We start from the raw sequence: 17914 nt of genomic DNA on the forward strand, positions 1-17914 counted from the left end.
TATCAAGACAAAGCTCAGCTTGAAATCGCCATTTTTTAGTTTAAATCTGTTAGTAATCCCAATACTCATACCTTAATAGTCGTATCCTTGTACTAACTTCTAATTCCTCAACGGTTTTCCTTTAGTAATAATCGACTGGATCCTTTCCAATGATTTTCTTTCTCCGGCCAGTGACAAAAATGCCTCCCTTTCCAGATCCAGTAAATATTGTTCACTCACTTCAGTTGGGTAGGATAAATCACCGCCACACATTACATAACCCAGTTTTTCTGAGATTTTCTTATCGTGTTCAGAAATGAAGTGTCCGGCATACATGCTATTTGCCCCTGCGTACACAATCCCCAGCCCCTGTTTACCCAGCACTTTAATATCTGTGCGCTGAACAGGTTTAGTATAGCCTGCCTCTGCCAGCTCAATGGCTTTCGCTTTCGCATCCGCCAGTAACCTGTTTCTGTTCATCGAAATCGAGAACTTATCTTTCTGCAGATAACCCAGTTCGTAAGCTTCATAACCCGAAGTCGACACCTTTGCCATACCGATTGTCAGGAAGCGTTCTTTCAGGGCATTTTGGACAATCTGATCGTCTTTGTATTCATCAGAGGCCCGTAAAGCAAACTCTTTTGTTCCGCCGCCACCAGGAATAACACCCACACCAAATTCTACTAGCCCCATGTAAGTTTCCGCAGAAAGCTGCACATGGTCAGCGTGTAAGCTGAACTCGCAGCCACCACCAAGTGTTAAATTATGCGGCGCAACCACAACCGGAATGGATGAATAACGAATGCGCATAGAAGTATTCTGAAACATGCGGATGGCCATATTTAATTCGTCCCACTCCTGCTCTACAGCCATCATGAAAATCATCCCTACATTTGCACCGGCAGAAAAATTTGCGCCATCGTTACCAATAACCAAACCGCGGTAGTCTTTCTCGGCCATATCAATTGCCTTATTGATACCCGAGATCACATCTCCACCGATGGTATTCATTTTAGTATGGAATTCTACATTCAAGATGCCATCACCCAGATCGATAATCGAAACGCCAGAGTTTTTCCACAGCGTTTTGTTTTCACGGATGTTATCTAAAATTATAAACTCGTCTGTACCCGGCAGCGCTTTATAGGATTTGCTTGGGATATCATAATATTTTTTAATGCCAGATTCCACTTTGTAAAATGTGGTATGGCCTGCCTGAAGCATTTCATGAATCCATGAAGCTGCCTTGTTTCCGTACTGCTCCATTCCTTCAATTCCCTCTTTAACACCAACCGCATCCCAAAGCTCAAATGGTCCTAACTCCCAGCCAAAACCTGCCCGCATCGCATCATCAATGCGATACAACTCATCTGAAATCTCCGGAATCCGGTCTGAAACATATTCAAACAACCCGAAAGAGGAATGACGGAACAATTCACCTGCTTTATCTTTTCCTTTGGCAAAAATCTTCATGCGCTCACGCAGATTCTCAACAGGCTTAGTCATTTCCAGGGTAGAAGATTTTACCTTCTGCTGTGGCTTATATTCAAGGGTTTTCAGGTCCAGCGCCAGGATCTCTGTTTTCCCTTCGGCTGTTTTTGTTTTCTTATAGAAACCCTGTTTGGTTTTATCACCAAGCCATTTATTTTCTTCCATTTTTTGCACGTAGGCAGGAAGTTTAAATAACTCATGTGCTTTATCCTCAGGGCAATTATCGTAAAGTCCTTTTGCTACCTTAATCATGGTATCCAGCCCAACTACATCCGAAGTACGAAAAGTAGCCGATTTTGGCCTTCCCAACGCCGGTCCCGTAAACTTATCTACCTCCTCTACAGTCAGGTCAAGCTTTTCTACCAGATGCAATAGTGCCATAATTGAATACACCCCAACCCGGTTGGCAATAAATGCCGGCGTATCTTTACACAAAACCGTTGTTTTGCCTAGAAATTTATCACCATAGTGCATCAGGAAATCAACAATTTCCGGCTTGGTGTGTGGTGTTGGAATGATCTCCAGCAACTTCAGGTAACGTGGCGGGTTAAAAAAGTGCGTTCCGCAGAAATTTGCCTTAAAGTCGTCACTCCTGCCTTCCGCCATCAAATGAATAGGGATACCAGAAGTATTAGAAGTAATCAGGGTTCCGGGTTTACGGAACTGTTCTACCTGTTCAAAAACCTTCTTTTTGATATCAAGATTTTCCACCACCACTTCAATCACCCAGTCATAACCGGCAATTTTCGACATGTCATCGTCAAAGTTTCCGGTTTTAATCTTGTTCAATACTTTTTTAGAATAAACCGGAGAAGGATTAGTTTTTACAGCAGTTTGCAACGCGGTATCTACAATCCTGTTTTTTACTACTGGTTTATCCAGTGTCAATCCTTTTGCCTGCTCTTCAGGTGTCAGCTCTTTTGGTGCAATATCTAAAAGCAAAACCTCTACACCAATATTGGCAAAATGGCATGCAATACGCGAACCCATAATCCCCGAGCCCAGAACGGCAACTTTGTTTATGCTTCTTTTCATGTTAATCAACAGTATATGCTACAGTTATATCATTTAGTTTTATCAATAGATTAATGAACGTCTCCTTTTCTTTTTTAGAGAAATGCTCGTCGAGATACTCATTAAATTTTCGAACAACACCTTTGGCCAAATGTTTTTTCTCCTTACCAAAATCAGTAAGAAACACTTTTACCGAGCGTTTATCGCCAACAGACGTCTCACGGTAAATCAGTCCAGCCTCTTCCATGTTATTCAGCATACGCGACAAACTTGTTGCTTTCACCCCCAGTAGTCCCGCCAGGTTAGAAACAGCAGTCCCTTCCTCATCATTAATGTTAATCAACATGTACCCGATAGCCTGTGTAATCCCAAAACTGGCCGCCATCTGGTTATACTTATTAAACATGTTCTGCCATGCAAACTTCACGTGATAATCTAATGTTTGCTGTTGTTTCATTTTGTTAATTTATTATGCTTGCATAACAAAGCTAATGAATGTATTTTGTTATTGCAATAGAAAAAAAGAAAATAATTGTTAAAAGATTATTATTATTGAGCCACACACAAATCACAATGATTATGAGAAAACTATGGCTCCTCCTGGCCCTGGTGTTTGCATTTGGTAAGGTTGCCGAAGCCCAGGTAACCTACTACGGAAAAGAATTGTTTAACAGTCAGAAACTCCAGGTGCTTCAGCAAACTACAACGCTTTTTACCCTCCAATATAAAAACTACCAGGATCTGCAGCAATTCGATGAGGCCATCAAAAAAGTATGGACCATAACCCCTTACAAAATTATTAAGCCCGAAGAGCTATCAAAATATCAAACGGCTGAGCAGTATTCCTTCTTTTCATTTGATACTTTCAACACTAAAACGGATGAGATTCTAACCAGCAATATCATTTACTCCCTGGCTTTGGTTACGCCGTCTGATGTGCCCAAAAAAAATAATATTTATACCCTGGCCTATGTGACCCTTTCGCCAGATTTATATACCGGCATCAATGCACAACAGCATAGTGGTGGTAAGGAAGAAATTTCAAGATCGGTGAAAAGAAATCTGGTTGGAGATTTCTATAATTCGTCTATATTCTTTAATTGGTCGCCCGGATTCTTGTCGGGCTATTTAAAACAAATCAATGATGGCTTATTGTATGGACAAAGCCGCTCGCTTGATTTCCAGTTTTACAATAAAATCCGTGTTCCGGAGCTTACCAAAGAAACATTGTATGTTCCTGAATACATCCGTCAGCTTTTTTCTGCGCAGCAGCCGGCAAGTTCCCCCTCAGATGAAAAACTGGAACAGTATAACTACAAGCTAAAATTTGTAACCAGTCAACAGCTCGACAGCTTGATACTGGCACCTCAATCCAATCTAAAATACCTGATTTATACCAGGCGCACTAATGATAAAATAATCAGCATATATGACAGTAAAGATAACCAGATCATCTATCAGATGTTATCACCTGGAAAACCTGATGTGGAGATGAACGACCTGAACAAAATTAAACAGGTAATCAAGTCTATTGCCTCGAACCAATAAAAATGTAAAAGTACCCTGAACAAAACTATTCAGATTTCACTAAAAAGCAAAAGCGCCCCGGCTAATAACCGGGGCGCTTTCGTATTATATTTAAATTCGATATGCTTAGTAAAGCGTAAACTCTACACGACGGTTTTGTTGACGACCAGCTGCAGTTTTATTGGTTGCAATCGGTTGATCAGGTCCGTAACCAGTAGCTTCGATACGTGATGCATTCGCACCTTGTGTTACCAGATAAGCCTTTACTGATTCAGCTCTTTCTTTTGATAAACGTAAATTCAATTCTCTTGAACCTGTAATGTCAGTATGACCAGCTAATTTCAGGCTAAAGTTTTTCTGAATCAATAAACCAGCAACGCGGTTTAAAGTTGCGAATGATTTAGAACGGATTGTCGCTTTACCTAAATCAAACTCTAAATTAGAAATCGCATCTTTAACTACTTTACGGTCTTCTTCAGTGATGATTCTTTCAACCACTTTTTCCGGAGTTTTTAAAGGACAACCTGAACCATCTACAACGGTACCAGCCGGCGTTCCAGGGCATTTATCTAATTTATCAGCAACACCGTCACCATCTGTATCTTTTAAGATATCAGCCATCTCTGAACGCAATTTTGCATTTTCCGCTTTTTGTGCATCCAGGTCAGATTTCAAGGCATTCGCTGTATTTTTTGCAGCTACTGCTTCATCATAAGTTGCAGCAACCGGATTATGGAAAGCCAGTTGTTTTCCAGAGCCTAAAGCAAACTCTAAACCAGCATGTGCATAGCTGTATTTGTCGTTACCGTTTCTGTAAACACCATCCAAATTATCACCATCAACATAGTTGAATGTCCAACCCAAATCAAAATTCACAGCATCTGTTAGCTTGAACTTTGCACCTAAACCTACCGGAATAATCAATTCGTTAATTGTTTTGCCACCACCAAATGCAGTTGTTCCGCCAGCGGTAGTGATAGTTGGCTGATAACCCGCAAAACCGGCACCTGCCAATGCATAAAGTTGTAATGCATTCTCTTTCTTAAACATGTCGATATTAAACATGTTAACTACAGCGTTCAAAGTTGCTGAATACTCTAATTGCGTTTCAAAAGATCTCACTGCTGAGTTATTCGCTGCGCCGCTTCCGAAAGCTTCCGTATTATCACCACTTAATTTACCTCTTACTCCATCTAAACGAAGTGAGAAGTATGGAGTAAATTGTTTTTTGATATACAAGCCATAACCAAAATTGTATTTGTTATTGCTAAAATCGTTTCTGCCACCCAGCGGTGAAACAGGTGTTAGAACTCCGGCATTAACACCGATAGACCAGGTTCTGAATTTTGCAGCCGTAGTGGCAGAAGGTGTTTCCTGCGCTAAAGCGGCCGATCCCATAAACAAACCAGCTAGTGCAACTGGCAGTGCTTTGAATAAACTTACTTTCATAATTTTTGTATAACGTTGAATAAGCGTCACCGACAATATACAATTGTTATACCAAAAATATTTTCGGCCATCAATAGTTTTTCCACAGCGGTGGAAAGCTTTTATTTGTCCAACGAAAACTAATAACCAACTGCTTTATCGTCTCCCCTTGGATCAGCACCACCCTGATAATAACCCCACTTGGTTTTTAGAATGGCATCTACCCTTCCAATAGCTCCACGAGGAACGATTTTGTAGCCTTTTGCCTTCAACTTCTCAACGGCGACGCTGTCGATTGCATCTTTTTCAACATACACCTCATCCGGGAGCCATTGATGATGAAATTTTTTGGCTGCCACAGCAGGTTGCATCCCCATATCAAAATCAATTACGTTGATAATGGTTTGGAAAACGGAAGTAATGATGGTAGATCCACCTGGCGTACCCACAACCATGAAAAGCTTTCCATCTTTCTCTATAATCGTAGGCGTCATTGAACTTAACATTCTTTTATTTGGCGCAATGGCATTGGCTTCTCCTCCAACCAAACCATACATATTTGGTGCACCCGGTTTCACTGAAAAGTCGTCCATTTCATTGTTCAGTAAAAATCCGGCACCCTTAACCGCTACAAGCGATCCATAAGAACCGTTCAGTGTGGTAGTAATTGAAACGGCATTGCCATCATGATCAACGATAGAAAAGTGAGTAGTTTCTTCGTGTTCCTTGCCTTTAACCTCTCCCGCCAAAATCATGCTGCTTGGTGTAGCTGCATTCCAGTTAAAATTTGCCATCCGGCCTTTATTGTAAGCAGCATCCAGCAAACCTGATTGTGGAACCGTATAAAAATCAGGATCCCCTAAATGCGTTGCCCGGTCGGCATATACCCTCCGCTCAGCTTCCACAATCACCTGAACCGTAGAATCGGCATTATGTCCCCATCTTTTCAAAGGATAGGGCTCTACCGATTGAAGGAGCTGAACCAGCGCAATACCACCACTTGATGTTGGTGGCATGGTAATGATTTTATAACCTCTGTAGTTTCCTGTAATGGGCTTTTTCCAGGCGGAGTGATAATTCTTCAAATCTTCTCTGGTAATCAAACCTTTTCCGCGCTGCATTTCTGCAACCAGCGAATCGGCTACTGCACCTTCATAAAATCCTGCCCTGCCTTTTTCCTGAATGAGCTTTAAGGTATTGGCCAGTTCTTTTTGAATCAGTAAGTCATTTTCTTTCCAGGTACTTTCCAGGTTAACAAAGGCCGTACCGTTGGGGTTAAAATCCATGAACTTTCGATGTAGTCCGTTTAATTCAGTAGCCTGACGTTTAGTGATTTTAAATCCGTTTTGAGCAAGCTCAATTGCAGGTTGCAATACCTGTGCCCATGTCAGTTTACCATATTTCTGATGGGCCTCAACCATGCCATCAACCGATCCGGGTACCCCCGCGGCTAAATGTCCATATAAACTCTTCGCCACAATCGGGTTGCCAGACGCATCCAGATACATATCCCTGCTGGCGCCCGCAGCAGCTTTTTCCCTAAAATCCAGGGCATTAATTTCGCCAGATGCCGAGCGGAAAACCATAAATCCGCCGCCTCCTATATTTCCGGCATTGGGATACACTACAGCCAATGCAAACTGAACAGCTACCGCTGCGTCAACCGCATTCCCTCCTTTTTTTAAAATTTCCACCCCAACTTCCGATGCTTCCGGATGGGCCGAAACGACCATTCCGTTTTTATATTCTCCGCTATTATTCTTACCAAGCTGTCCGCCGGCACAAGCAGCAAAAACAATAGTTATCGCAATCAGTATCGAGGTAATTTTAAAATCAGTTAGGGGCTTTATAGTTTTCTGCATCTTTATATATTTTTTCTATGATATCGTTATTTTTCTCCGTTATAATTTTTCGTTTCAAACTTAGTTTAGGCGTTAACTCCCCGTCGTCAATACTCCACTCTTTAGGCAATAAGGCAAATCTTTTTACCTGTTCCCATTTACCGAAATCTACATTCGCCGCCTCTATTACCTCATTATATTTCGCCTGCACCTGCGCATCTTTAATTATCTCTTCATTGCTGGTAAAACTAATTCCCTTTCGCCCGGCCCAGGTTTTCAGTGTTTCAAAATTCGGCACAATCAGCGCTGATGGAAATTTCCGGTTTTCACCCAAAACCATGATCTGCTCAATGAATATAGATTCCTTATATTTGTTCTCCAGCATTTGCGGCGCCACATACTTACCTCCCGCCGTTTTAAACATCTCTTTCTTGCGGTCGGTTATCTTCAGGAAGCGGCCGTCAATCAACTCACCAATATCACCTGTATGAAACCAGCCATCCGCATCTACGGCTTCTTTAGTGAGGTCAGGCCGGTTATAGTAACCTTTCATCACCTGATGACCTCGTGTCAATACCTCACCATCAGTTGCAATCTTCACCTCTACTCCTTTAATCACCTCACCTACGGTACCAAACATGGTTCCGCCAAAATGATTTACCGTAATCACCGGCGAGGTTTCAGTCAAACCGTAACCTTCAAAAACGGGCATACCGGCCGCCCAGAAAATTCTGGCCAGGCGCGGGTTTAAAGCGGCACCACCAGAAACAATCACCACAATTTCTCCACCGAGGGCCTCCTGCCATTTCTTGAAGACCAGTTTCCTGGCAATTCCAAGCTTCAGGTTATACCAGGCACCGGCATCAGTCGTAAATTTCTCTGCAAGGGCCAGCGACCAGAAGAAGATACCCTTTTTAATCCCGGTAAGCGCCTTACCTTTCTCCATTATCTTATCATAGACTTTTTCCAGCAGCCGGGGGACCGTCGAAAATGCATTTGGTTTCACATGTTGTATATCGGCTACGATAGTTTCCATGCTTTCGGCATAGTAAATCTCCATCCTGTTAAACAGGTATAGATAAATAATCATGCGTTCAAAAATATGCGACAGCGGCAGGAAGCTTAAACCTTTATTCACACCCTCGGGCATAACCACGGCAGAATTTATAAAGTTAGCCACCAGGTTATGATGGGTAAGCATTACGCCTTTCGGTGTACCTGTAGTGCCTGAGGTATAAATGATTGTTAAAATGTCCTCCGGCGTAACCTTCGCCCGGTGATCGTCAAGATTGATATCTTTACTTTGCTTTCCGTTCTCGGTAAGTATCGTCCAGCAATCTACATTTTCTATGGTATTAAAACTGTAAATTTTGATAGCCGGGTTTACTTCATCTACACAAGGTTTAATCTTTTTATATAAATCCTCATCAGCGACAAAGATGATGGCGATTTCAGCATCTTTGAGTATAAACTGGATATCATGTTCAGCGAGTGTAGGATATAGCGGGATCTGATAGGCACCAATCTGATTGGCAGCGAAATCTGCAATATTCCACTCCGGCCGGTTATGCGACATCACTGCCACACGGCCGCCCTTGCCTATTCCGGCATTTATTAATCCGCGACTTAAATTATCTACACTCGCACAAAAATCAGCTGTACTGTAGTTAACCCATTTGCCATTAATTTTTCCGTTAATAAACGCTTGCTTCGGTTTTTCCAGGTTGTGTTTCAATAAATCGAAAACCCTTGTAATTTCTGCCGCCATATGATGATATAATATTTGGTTAAGTTAAAAAATCCAACATTAAGATGTACTGATCCTGATGTTTTTTAATTTAAAAATGATGTAAGGGTAACCAACCCCAAAATTTTTGCAGGTCTTTTAGTTACAGCAATAAACTTACCAATAACAAAATTACTATGCAAGCATTGTTTTTTCATCTCATTAACTTTTTACCCAAAAAACAGAAACGGCATTAAAGTTGTTAGGCTGATGATATTTACAAAAACATTTAAATTATGAAAAAGTTATTTACAATTTTTGGATGCATCGCGTTATTTGCATTAACAGCTACAACAGTTAAAGCGCAGAATTACAAAACTGGGCTAGGATTAGGAATTGACTTTGGCGATGGCGCTACATTGGTAGGTCCTTCAATCAGACACCACTTCAGTCCGAAAGCAGCCATTCAGGGTGATGTATTGTTCGGTGGAAACTCAACCATTATTCAAGGGTTCTTACAATACAATTCGGCTATTCCGGGAGCAAAAGGATTAGACTGGTATTTAGGTGGTGGTCCATCAATTCAACTATATGATGGAGGATCAAGTTTCTATCTTGTACCAATGGTAGGTCTAGATTATAAATTTTCAGGAGCGCCTTTGGCGTTAGCCCTTGACTGGAGACCAAGACTTTATATTGGCGATAATGACAGCGATTTTAATGCTGGAAGATTTGGCTTAGGTTTCAGATATACTTTTTAGGAAATAGTAATATATTTTAGAACCGTTGCCTTCCAGGCAGCGGTTTTTTTTTGTTCTGAGGGTTAGGAATGCCCTTGCAAGCATTATAAAAGCCGATATTGGCTGAAACTAACAAATCCATATGAAATTTGTTTCGTTGAGCCGTTGTTCGGGAGCTCTTCGGGAAGTGTTCGGGAAAACCCCTTGTTTGTTCGGGAAACGCTCGACTGAGCTTCGGGAAGTGTTCGGGAAGCGGTCGGGAAGTGGTCGGGAAGCCCTCGGGAATTCTCCCAGACAACATGCAGAAAAGTTCTGGACAAGTTCGGGAAATGTTCTGCCAGCCATCGGGTGAGACCAAAGCAAAAGACGAACCCTACCCGAAGTTTAGGCGAACTTGCCTAAATGTTGTCCCGGAGTTGTCTGGTGTAAAACTAAATAATTAGCCGGATAACACACGATAGTGCTAACCCACCTCTGATCTTATCCAGTTTCCTTCAATTGGATCAATTCAGAAGGTTAAACAAAAAAACCGCCAGGTAAACTGACGGTTTTGAATTTATTGTTTATGGAATACCTATTTCCCCAGCCACTTTGCAAAAACAGCTTTCTGTGCTGGCGTCGCATTGGGATTAATAGTGGCTTTCAATCGTACACTTGGATTTTCTTTCAGGTTTAACGAAATCTCTTTATCTAAACCATCGCGTTTAATTTTAAGCTTTAGTACGTCGCCGATGTTTTTCTTTCCAACCAATGGTAAGGTTTCTAAAGAGAGCATCGGACTTTTCAGTTTTACAGTCGAAAGTGCATCGCTTATCGTTATGTCATCTACCGACACAATTTCATCGTTCACATTTAAGCCTGCAACCCATGCCGCAGAATTCCGGGTAATTGACGTTACAGTGATTGCGCCATTGTTGTTCAACTGACCCGCAGCTCCGGTAACGGGTTTGCCTGGAGTGGCATTTTCCGTAGTCACATCTACTCCGGCGTAACCAAAGTATTTTACATATTCAGCATCGTCAACACCGTTTACATACTTGGCCCAGAAACTGGTAAAACTGATGCCTGAAACCTTTTCAACCATTGCTTTAAATTCAGCATCGGTGTAGCCACGTTTAAGGGTTTTACATTGCCAGTACATCGCCTTCATCACATCATCCAGACTTTTTGCACCCTTGGTAGCGTTGATAATTTCCAGGTCCATTAAAATCCCGATCACCTCCCCTTTATTGTAATAAGAGATAGAATTGTTTTTTGAATTCTCATTCGGACGATAGCCGATAATCCACGCATCATAACTGGAAGATGCAGCCGACTGGTATTTTGCACCCGGTGTATTTAACACGGTGCCTATTGCACCCGCCAAATCAGTTACAAATGTCGCTTCATCATTAAAACCAGCCCTATGCATATATTTATTCTCATAGTAAGAAGTGAAACCCTCCGCTACCCAAAGATTGGTTGTGTAATTCTCATTATCATAATCAAAAGGGCCCAAAGCTACCGGACGCAGGCGCTTTACATTCCACAGGTGATGATATTCGTGAGCTACCAATGCCAAAAAGCCTTTGTAACCTGCTTCAGTTGAATAGGCATTTCTGGAAGCGCCAAGGGTTGTAGAGTTTAAATGCTCCAAACCGCCCCCGCCACGTTGAAAGTTATGCACGATAAAAACGTAATGCTTATTTGGGTTTTCACCATATACTGCAGTGGGCTTTTCGACAATTTTAGCCATATCTACTTTTAGCTTTTCCTTATCGTAATTTCCACCACCATACATGGCCACTTCATGACGGACACCCGCAGCAGTAAACTCAAATACATCCTGATTGCCAACTTCTATAGGGCTATCGTATAAAATATCAAAGTCTGATGCTTTATAGGTGAAAGCCTGACCTGAAACAGGCTCTAAACCTGTAGAAACCTTACTCCAGGTACTAAATGGTATAATCTTAACCGTACTGGGTGATTTGATCATCCCGTCAGGATGCATAAAAATACCTGTTGGCGATAAGAAGGCATGCGATTCATCAATAAAAGCGGTACGCACTGAAATTTCGAATGCATAAACCCGGTAATTGATCTGAATATTTGATGCCTTTGCTGAGAAAATCCTCCAGGTATTTTTCCTTACTTTTTCTACTCTGGCAATTTTTCCGCCGGCAGTAGCCTTGAATTCTTCAACACTTTTCTCAAATTCACGCACTAAATACGATCCGGGAGTCCAAACCGGCATCTTAACATCAACGTAATCTTTGGCCAGGCCCGAAATATTCATCTGAACTTCTGCGTAATGCGCTTGCGGCTCCTTAAATGAAACCTCGAAGCCAATTTTCACCTGTGCTTGTGCTCCCATAATACACGTTAGTAGTAAAACTAAACTTAAAACTGATTTTTTATTAAACATATTGAATGTGCTTTGCCACAAATTTAGATTTATTGAAGATGATTTAGCATAAAATTAATACTTATGGTGTAAAATAGTTGTTTCGCTCAGGGCCCAACGCAGCTTCATGTACCATCCCGTATGGTAACATCTTAAATACAACAAATTTTGGACTAAACTATTTGGATATTTTTACACTCTATTCTGTAGCGTTAATTTAGTTTTAATGCACAGATAAGCAGAACTCAAATATAAACATGAAGAAAAGGTATATCATTTATACTGTTTTGGCTTTAGGCCTCGCCTATTTAGTATACTACAGAATTAACGCGAACAAAAAATTAGAAGGCAAGGGCGCTGCTTCATCCGGACAAGGTAAGGGTGCCGATAAAGGAAAAGGAAGTGGTCCTGCACCCATGGTGGTAGATGGAATGGTGGTAAAAACTACTTCTTTCGACACCGACCTGGAAGTAACCGGCGTGATCGAAGCCAACGAATCTGTGGTATTAAAAAGCGAAGTTTCAGGTTTGGTTACCGGAATCTTTTTCACTGAGGGAACAAATGTATCCAAAGGCAGTGTTCTGGTAAAAGTGAACGATCGAGACATCCAGGCGCAACTTCAGGAAGCATTGACTAAACAGAAGCTATCAGGCACAAATGAAAACAGGGCAAAACAACTTTTGGAAAAAGGAGCGATAAGTCAGGAAGAATATGATACCTCACTTGCCGACCTCAAGTCGCTTCAGGCGCAATCCCAGCTCATCAGGGCACAGCTGGCGAAAACAACCATCAGGGCACCCTTTTCAGGAAGAATTGGCTTAAGGAGTATTTCTGCAGGTACATATTTAACCCCTGCAACAGTAATTGCCAATCTGGTAAGTACAAACCCCATCAAGATTACTTTCTCTGTTCCGGAAAAATATGCTGGTCAGATTAAAATGGGTTCATCAATTAATTTTACTACCGATGGTGTCTCTGCACAGAATACCGGAAAGGTTTATGCTATCGAACCGGGAATTAATGCAGCAACGAGAACTTTACAAATCAGAGCACTGGCGCCCAATGCCGACAATAAGCTTCTTCCTGGTGCATTTGCCAAAATAAAACTAGCGCTGAATACTTTACCGAATGCCATTTTAATTCCTAATCAGGCCATTATTCCTGTGTTAAAAGGCAAGATTGTGTATATTCAAAAGAATGGAAAAGCTCAGGAGGCAAAGGTGGAAGCCGGAACACGTACTGACGAAAATATCGTAATCACATCGGGATTAAAAGTTGGCGACACCGTTTTAACCACGGGTTCTATGGCTTTAAAAAAGGATGCTCCGGTAAAAGTTAATTTAGTTAAAAATTAAAGATGAGTATTTCCACCACCAGTATTAAAAGACCGGTTCTAGCGATTGTAATGAACCTGCTGATTGTCCTTTTCGGGATTATCGGTTATACCTTTCTTGGTGTTCGCGAATATCCGTCTATCGATCCGACAGTAGTTTCCGTAAGAACATCCTATCCGGGTGCAAATGCCGACATTATCGAATCGCAGATTACCGAACCACTGGAAAAATCAATCAATTCTATTGATGGAATCCGGAATATATCCTCATCCAGTAACCAGGGTACCAGCAACATTACAATCGAATTTAATCTGGATAAAAATATTGAGGAGGCTGCGAACGACGTAAGAGATAAAGTTTCGCAGGCCGCCAGAACACTTCCAAAAGACATTGATGGCTTGCCGACAGTAAGTAAAGCGGATGCAAACTCCGACCCTATCGTTTCCATGACCATCCAAAGCGATAAAAGAAATACGCTTGAGCTGAGTGATTTTGCTGAAAATGTGATCGCCGACCGGATCCAGACTATCCCCGGGGTGAGTAGTGTACAGATTCAGGGCCAGCGAAAATATTCGATGCGGATCTGGATGGACCCCAATAAGCTAAGTGCTTACGGTTTAACTTCACAGGATATTGTTACCGCACTGGATAATGAAAACGTTGAACTTCCATCTGGTAAAATCACTGGCCAAACTACTGAGCTAACGGTTAAAACCCTGGGAAAACTAACCAATGAGGATGAATTTAATAACCTGATTCTAAAATCCGACAGCAACCAGGTGGTACAGCTGAAAGATGTTGGCTATGCAGTTCTGGGATCTGAGAACGAAGAAACAATTTTGAGGGAGTCGGGCCGCCCCATGGTTGCTGTAGCCATTATTCCTCAACCTGGAGCTAATTACCTCGACATCAGCAAAGAGTTTTACAAACGTTTTGACAAGCTGAAGGCTGATATGCCTAAAGACATTAAACTAAATGTTTCTTTAGATAATACCTTATTTATTAAACGATCGGTTACAGAGGTAGCCGAAACCATTGGTTTATCACTGGTACTGGTAATTCTGATCATTTACCTGTTTTTCAGGGATTGGGCCATTGCATTCCGGCCTTTAATTGATATCCCGGTGTCATTGGTATTTACATTTTTTATCATGTATGCTTTTGGTTTTTCCATTAACGTACTCAGCCTGCTGGCCATCGTACTGGCTACCGGACTGGTAGTAGATGATGGTATCGTGGTTACTGAAAATATATTTAAGAAAGTTGAAGAAGGTATGTCGCCCTTTGAGGCCGCAATTAAAGGTTCAAATGAGATTTTCTTCGCGGTAATTTCCATATCCATTACCCTGGCCGCAGTATTCCTTCCCGTAATTTTCCTTCAGGGATTTGTTGGCCGTTTATTCAGGGAATTTGGGATTGTAATCGGTGCAGCGGTATTAATTTCTGCGTTTGTGTCGCTCACCTTAACCCCTATGCTCAATGCCTATTTAATGAAACCAGGCGGACATAAGCCTTCCAGGTTTTACAACTGGACTGAACCTTATTTCGTAAAACTGAACGATGCTTACGAATCCAACCTCAATAAGTTTTTAGACAAAAGATGGCTTTCCATTCCCATCATTGTGATTTGTGTAGGACTGATATTCCTGTTCTGGAAAATATTACCAAAGGAAACCGCTCCTTATGATGACAGGAGTGCCATTAACATTAATGCGACATTGCCAGAGGGTGCTTCTTTCACATCAACGGATCAGTTTATCATGAAACTGAACCAGCTGGTGATCGATTCCGTTCCTGAGAAAAATGTGAATATCACGATTACCTCCCCTGGTTTTGGTGGCGCAGGCTCTACCAACTCCGGTTTCGTAAGAATGGGATTAATTAATCCGGAAGACAGGGAACGCACGCAGAAGGATATTGCTGATATGCTTACCAAAGCCACAAAAAAATATACCGAAGGAAAAGTAATCGTAAATCAGCAACCTACAATCTCAGTAGGCAGGCGCGGTGGTTTGCCGATAAGTTATATCATTCAGGCGCAGAACTTCGAAAAACTAAGGGAGAAGGTTCCTCTGTTTATGGACGAGGTAGCGAAAGATCCTACCTTCACCGTATCGGATGTAAACCTGAAATTTAACAAACCTGAAATTAACCTGACCATCAACCGGGATAAAGCAAAAAATCTGGGTGTATCGATAGCTGATATTGCGCAGACTTTAAATCTTGGCCTGAGCGGACAGCGGTTTTCGTATTTTTTCATGAACGGAAAACAATATCAGGTAATTGGTCAGTTCGACCGAACCGATAGAAAAGATCCGCTTGATTTAAGTTCTGTTTATGTGCGTAATGATAAAGGGGAGCTGATTCAGCTCGACAATCTGGTTACTGCAAAAGAAGAAAGCAGTCCTCCTCAGTTATACCGGAACAACCGTTTCATTGCTGCAACGGTTTCGGCAGGCCTGGCACCAGGAAAAAGTATCGGTGAGGGGATTGATGCCATGGATGCCATTTCTAAAAAAGTATTGGATGAAACTTTCTCAACCGATCTAAGCGGGGAATCAAGGGATTTTAAAGAAAGCTCTTCGAATACAGTGTTTGCATTTGGCTTGGCACTACTATTGGTTTACCTGATTTTATCAGCGCAATTTGAAAGCTTTAAAGATCCGATCATCATCATTTTAACTGTGCCGATGGCTGTAGCCGGTGCCTTTTTATCTTTATGGTTATGTGGTCAAAGCTGGAATATCTTCAGCCAGATTGGTACCATTATGTTAATTGGTCTGGTAACTAAAAACGGGATTTTAATTGTTGAATTTGCCAACCAGCTTAAGGAGAAAGGAATTCCCATCCCTGAAGCCATTAGGGAAGCAGCTGTTTCACGTTTGCGGCCGATATTGATGACCAGTTTGGCGATTGCCATTGGCGCGCTACCCATCGCACTTGCGCTAGGCGCAGCCGCAAAAAGCAGAATGAGTATGGGAACTGTGATTGTGGGTGGAACCATGTTTTCCCTCGTACTAACTTTATTTGTCATTCCTGCCATTTACTCTTACTGGGCAAAACCTTACAAACCTAACAAACAGTTGAAAGATGCGCACCGCTTTGAACAGGAGGCTTTACACAATGAAGAATAAGATGGGTAAAAGATTAAGCATGTTTCTTTTCATTTTAAGCTTATCCCTTTCGGGTTTTGCTCAAGAGAAACTTAGCCTGCATGACGCAATTAGTATCGCGCTGCAAAATAACTACGATATCAAAATAAGCAAAAATGAAGTTTTGATAGCTAAGAATAATGCTAATATCGGCAATGCCGGGATGTTGCCAACCTTGACCGGAACATATTCAAACGGAGGAAGTATTCAAAATACGCGACAGTCGCCGGCAACTGGTGCAGAAAGGGTCATTACCGGGGCGAGGAGTACCAATAACGATCTGGGGGCCGATTTAAACTGGACTGTATTTGATGGCTTTAGCATGTTTGCGAATTACGACCGCTTGAAGGAGTTACAAAAGCAGGGTGAGGCTACTTCACGGTTAGCCATATTAACAACGGTTGCCGATGTGGTTACCGCCTACTACGATATTGTAAGGCAACAGCAGCTGTTAATTGCTGCCGATAGTGCAATGGATGTTTCAGTATTGCGCACTAACATTGCTAAAACGAAACTTCAGCTGGGCAGAGGTTCAAAATTAGATGTATTAACAGCCCAGGTTGATTACAACACCGATACCTCAAACTATCTTCAGGTTAAAAATGCTTTACAGGTTGCAAAAGTCCGTCTGAATCAAATTATGGTGAGAGACATCAGCACCAATTTTGCAGTTACCAACAGCATAGAAGTAGATAAAAGAATTTTATTCACCAGCCAGGCCGAGCTGGCAGAAAAGCAAAATCCCAATGTGCAGTACGCTTTCATCAATCAGCGCATCGCGGCATTAAATCTAAAATCAATCAGGGGGGCGAGATATCCCGCAATCAGCCTTAATTCGGGTTATAGCCGGTCTAACAGTACCACCCCTACCGGCTTTAACCAGAAATTCGCAGCGAATGGATTTACCTACGGTGTTACCGCCAGCCTGAATCTTTTTAACGGTTTTTTGCAAAGGCAACAGGAAAGAAATGCAAAAATTGAAATAGAAACGGCGGGTTTAAACCTGAATAAAACAAAGCTTGATGTGAATGCACAACTGCTTACAGCCTATCAGAATTACAGTACCTATCTCGATTTAATTAAGCTGGAGCAGCGTAACGTAGATAATGCAAAAGAGAATCTCGACATTACCCTGGCCAAATACAGGCTGGGAAGTATTGCTCCGCTGGAATTGAGAGAGGCACAACGCAATGCCATTGATGCGCAAAACCGGTTCATCGAAATGCAGTACCAGGCAAAAATTGCGGAAACTACATTGAAAGAAATCAGTGGAAATATAGATTTATCCAATTAATC

The 17914-nt window shown here is 41.8% G+C and carries 12 protein-coding genes; 6 read left to right on the top strand and 6 right to left on the bottom strand.

Features of this window, described 5'->3' with window-relative positions:
- Nucleotides 1-99 precede the first annotated feature (99 nt).
- Nucleotides 100-2505 (bottom strand): 3-hydroxyacyl-CoA dehydrogenase/enoyl-CoA hydratase family protein, encoded by a 2406-nt coding sequence (locus AB669_RS08450; RefSeq protein ID WP_047798834.1) that lies wholly within the window; start codon nt 2503-2505, stop codon nt 100-102.
- A 1-nt stretch (nt 2506) separates the two neighbouring features.
- Nucleotides 2507-2941 (bottom strand): MarR family winged helix-turn-helix transcriptional regulator, encoded by a 435-nt coding sequence (locus AB669_RS08455; RefSeq protein WP_047798835.1) that lies wholly within the window; start codon nt 2939-2941, stop codon nt 2507-2509.
- A gap of 122 nt (nt 2942-3063) precedes the next feature.
- Here AB669_RS08455 and AB669_RS08460 point away from each other — a divergent pair, with 122 nt between their 5' ends.
- Nucleotides 3064-4032 carry a hypothetical protein gene (locus tag AB669_RS08460; RefSeq protein ID WP_156166704.1) on the top strand — a complete coding sequence of 323 codons (969 nt, stop codon included), beginning with the start codon at nt 3064-3066 and terminating at the stop codon, nt 4030-4032.
- 105 nt (nt 4033-4137) lie between these two features.
- Here AB669_RS08460 and AB669_RS08465 read toward each other — a convergent pair whose 3' ends face one another.
- The 3 genes from AB669_RS08465 to AB669_RS08475 all read right to left on the bottom strand — a co-directional run bounded on the left by AB669_RS08465 (nt 4138) and on the right by AB669_RS08475 (nt 9048).
- The gene (locus AB669_RS08465) at nt 4138-5460 is read right to left on the bottom strand and encodes an OmpA family protein (protein WP_047798837.1); all 1323 of its coding nucleotides are present in this window, start codon (nt 5458-5460) and stop codon (nt 4138-4140) included.
- Nucleotides 5461-5579: 119 nt separating this feature from the next.
- On the bottom strand, nt 5580-7301 hold the full coding sequence (gene ggt, locus AB669_RS08470) for a gamma-glutamyltransferase (protein WP_047798838.1): 1722 nt from the start codon (nt 7299-7301) through the stop codon (nt 5580-5582).
- Nucleotides 7273-9048 (bottom strand): long-chain fatty acid--CoA ligase, encoded by a 1776-nt coding sequence (locus AB669_RS08475; protein WP_047798839.1) that lies wholly within the window; start codon nt 9046-9048, stop codon nt 7273-7275. The genes ggt and AB669_RS08475 overlap by 29 nt, the downstream gene beginning before the upstream one ends.
- Before the next feature lie 254 nt (nt 9049-9302).
- Between AB669_RS08475 and AB669_RS08480 the strand changes: the two genes are divergently transcribed.
- On the top strand, nt 9303-9767 hold the full coding sequence (locus tag AB669_RS08480; RefSeq protein WP_047798840.1) for a hypothetical protein: 465 nt from the start codon (nt 9303-9305) through the stop codon (nt 9765-9767).
- Between the two features lie 121 nt (nt 9768-9888).
- Nucleotides 9889-10098 (top strand): hypothetical protein, encoded by a 210-nt coding sequence (locus AB669_RS22120; protein WP_156166705.1) that lies wholly within the window; start codon nt 9889-9891, stop codon nt 10096-10098.
- Between the two features lie 222 nt (nt 10099-10320).
- Here AB669_RS22120 and AB669_RS08485 read toward each other — a convergent pair whose 3' ends face one another.
- Nucleotides 10321-12102: a M61 family metallopeptidase gene (locus AB669_RS08485; RefSeq protein ID WP_231582648.1), complete on the bottom strand. Its 1782-nt coding sequence runs from the start codon at nt 12100-12102 to the stop codon at nt 10321-10323.
- Nucleotides 12103-12389: 287 nt separating this feature from the next.
- Here AB669_RS08485 and AB669_RS08490 point away from each other — a divergent pair, with 287 nt between their 5' ends.
- The 3 genes from AB669_RS08490 to AB669_RS08500 are packed head-to-tail and all read left to right on the top strand — an operon-like array spanning nt 12390 to nt 17912.
- On the top strand, nt 12390-13487 hold the full coding sequence (locus tag AB669_RS08490) for an efflux RND transporter periplasmic adaptor subunit (RefSeq protein WP_047798842.1): 1098 nt from the start codon (nt 12390-12392) through the stop codon (nt 13485-13487).
- Between the two features lie 2 nt (nt 13488-13489).
- Nucleotides 13490-16600, top strand: a complete 3111-nt coding sequence (locus AB669_RS08495) for an efflux RND transporter permease subunit (protein ID WP_047798843.1) — start codon at nt 13490-13492, stop codon at nt 16598-16600.
- Complete coding sequence (locus AB669_RS08500) at nt 16590-17912, top strand: TolC family protein (protein WP_231582649.1); 1323 nt, start codon at nt 16590-16592, stop codon at nt 17910-17912. Before AB669_RS08495 ends, AB669_RS08500 begins: the two co-directional genes overlap by 11 nt.
- The last annotated feature ends 2 nt before the right edge of the window (nt 17913-17914 follow it).

The organism is Pedobacter sp. BMA (assembly GCF_001027745.1).
Taxonomy (GTDB): Bacteria; Bacteroidota; Bacteroidia; order Sphingobacteriales; family Sphingobacteriaceae; genus Pedobacter.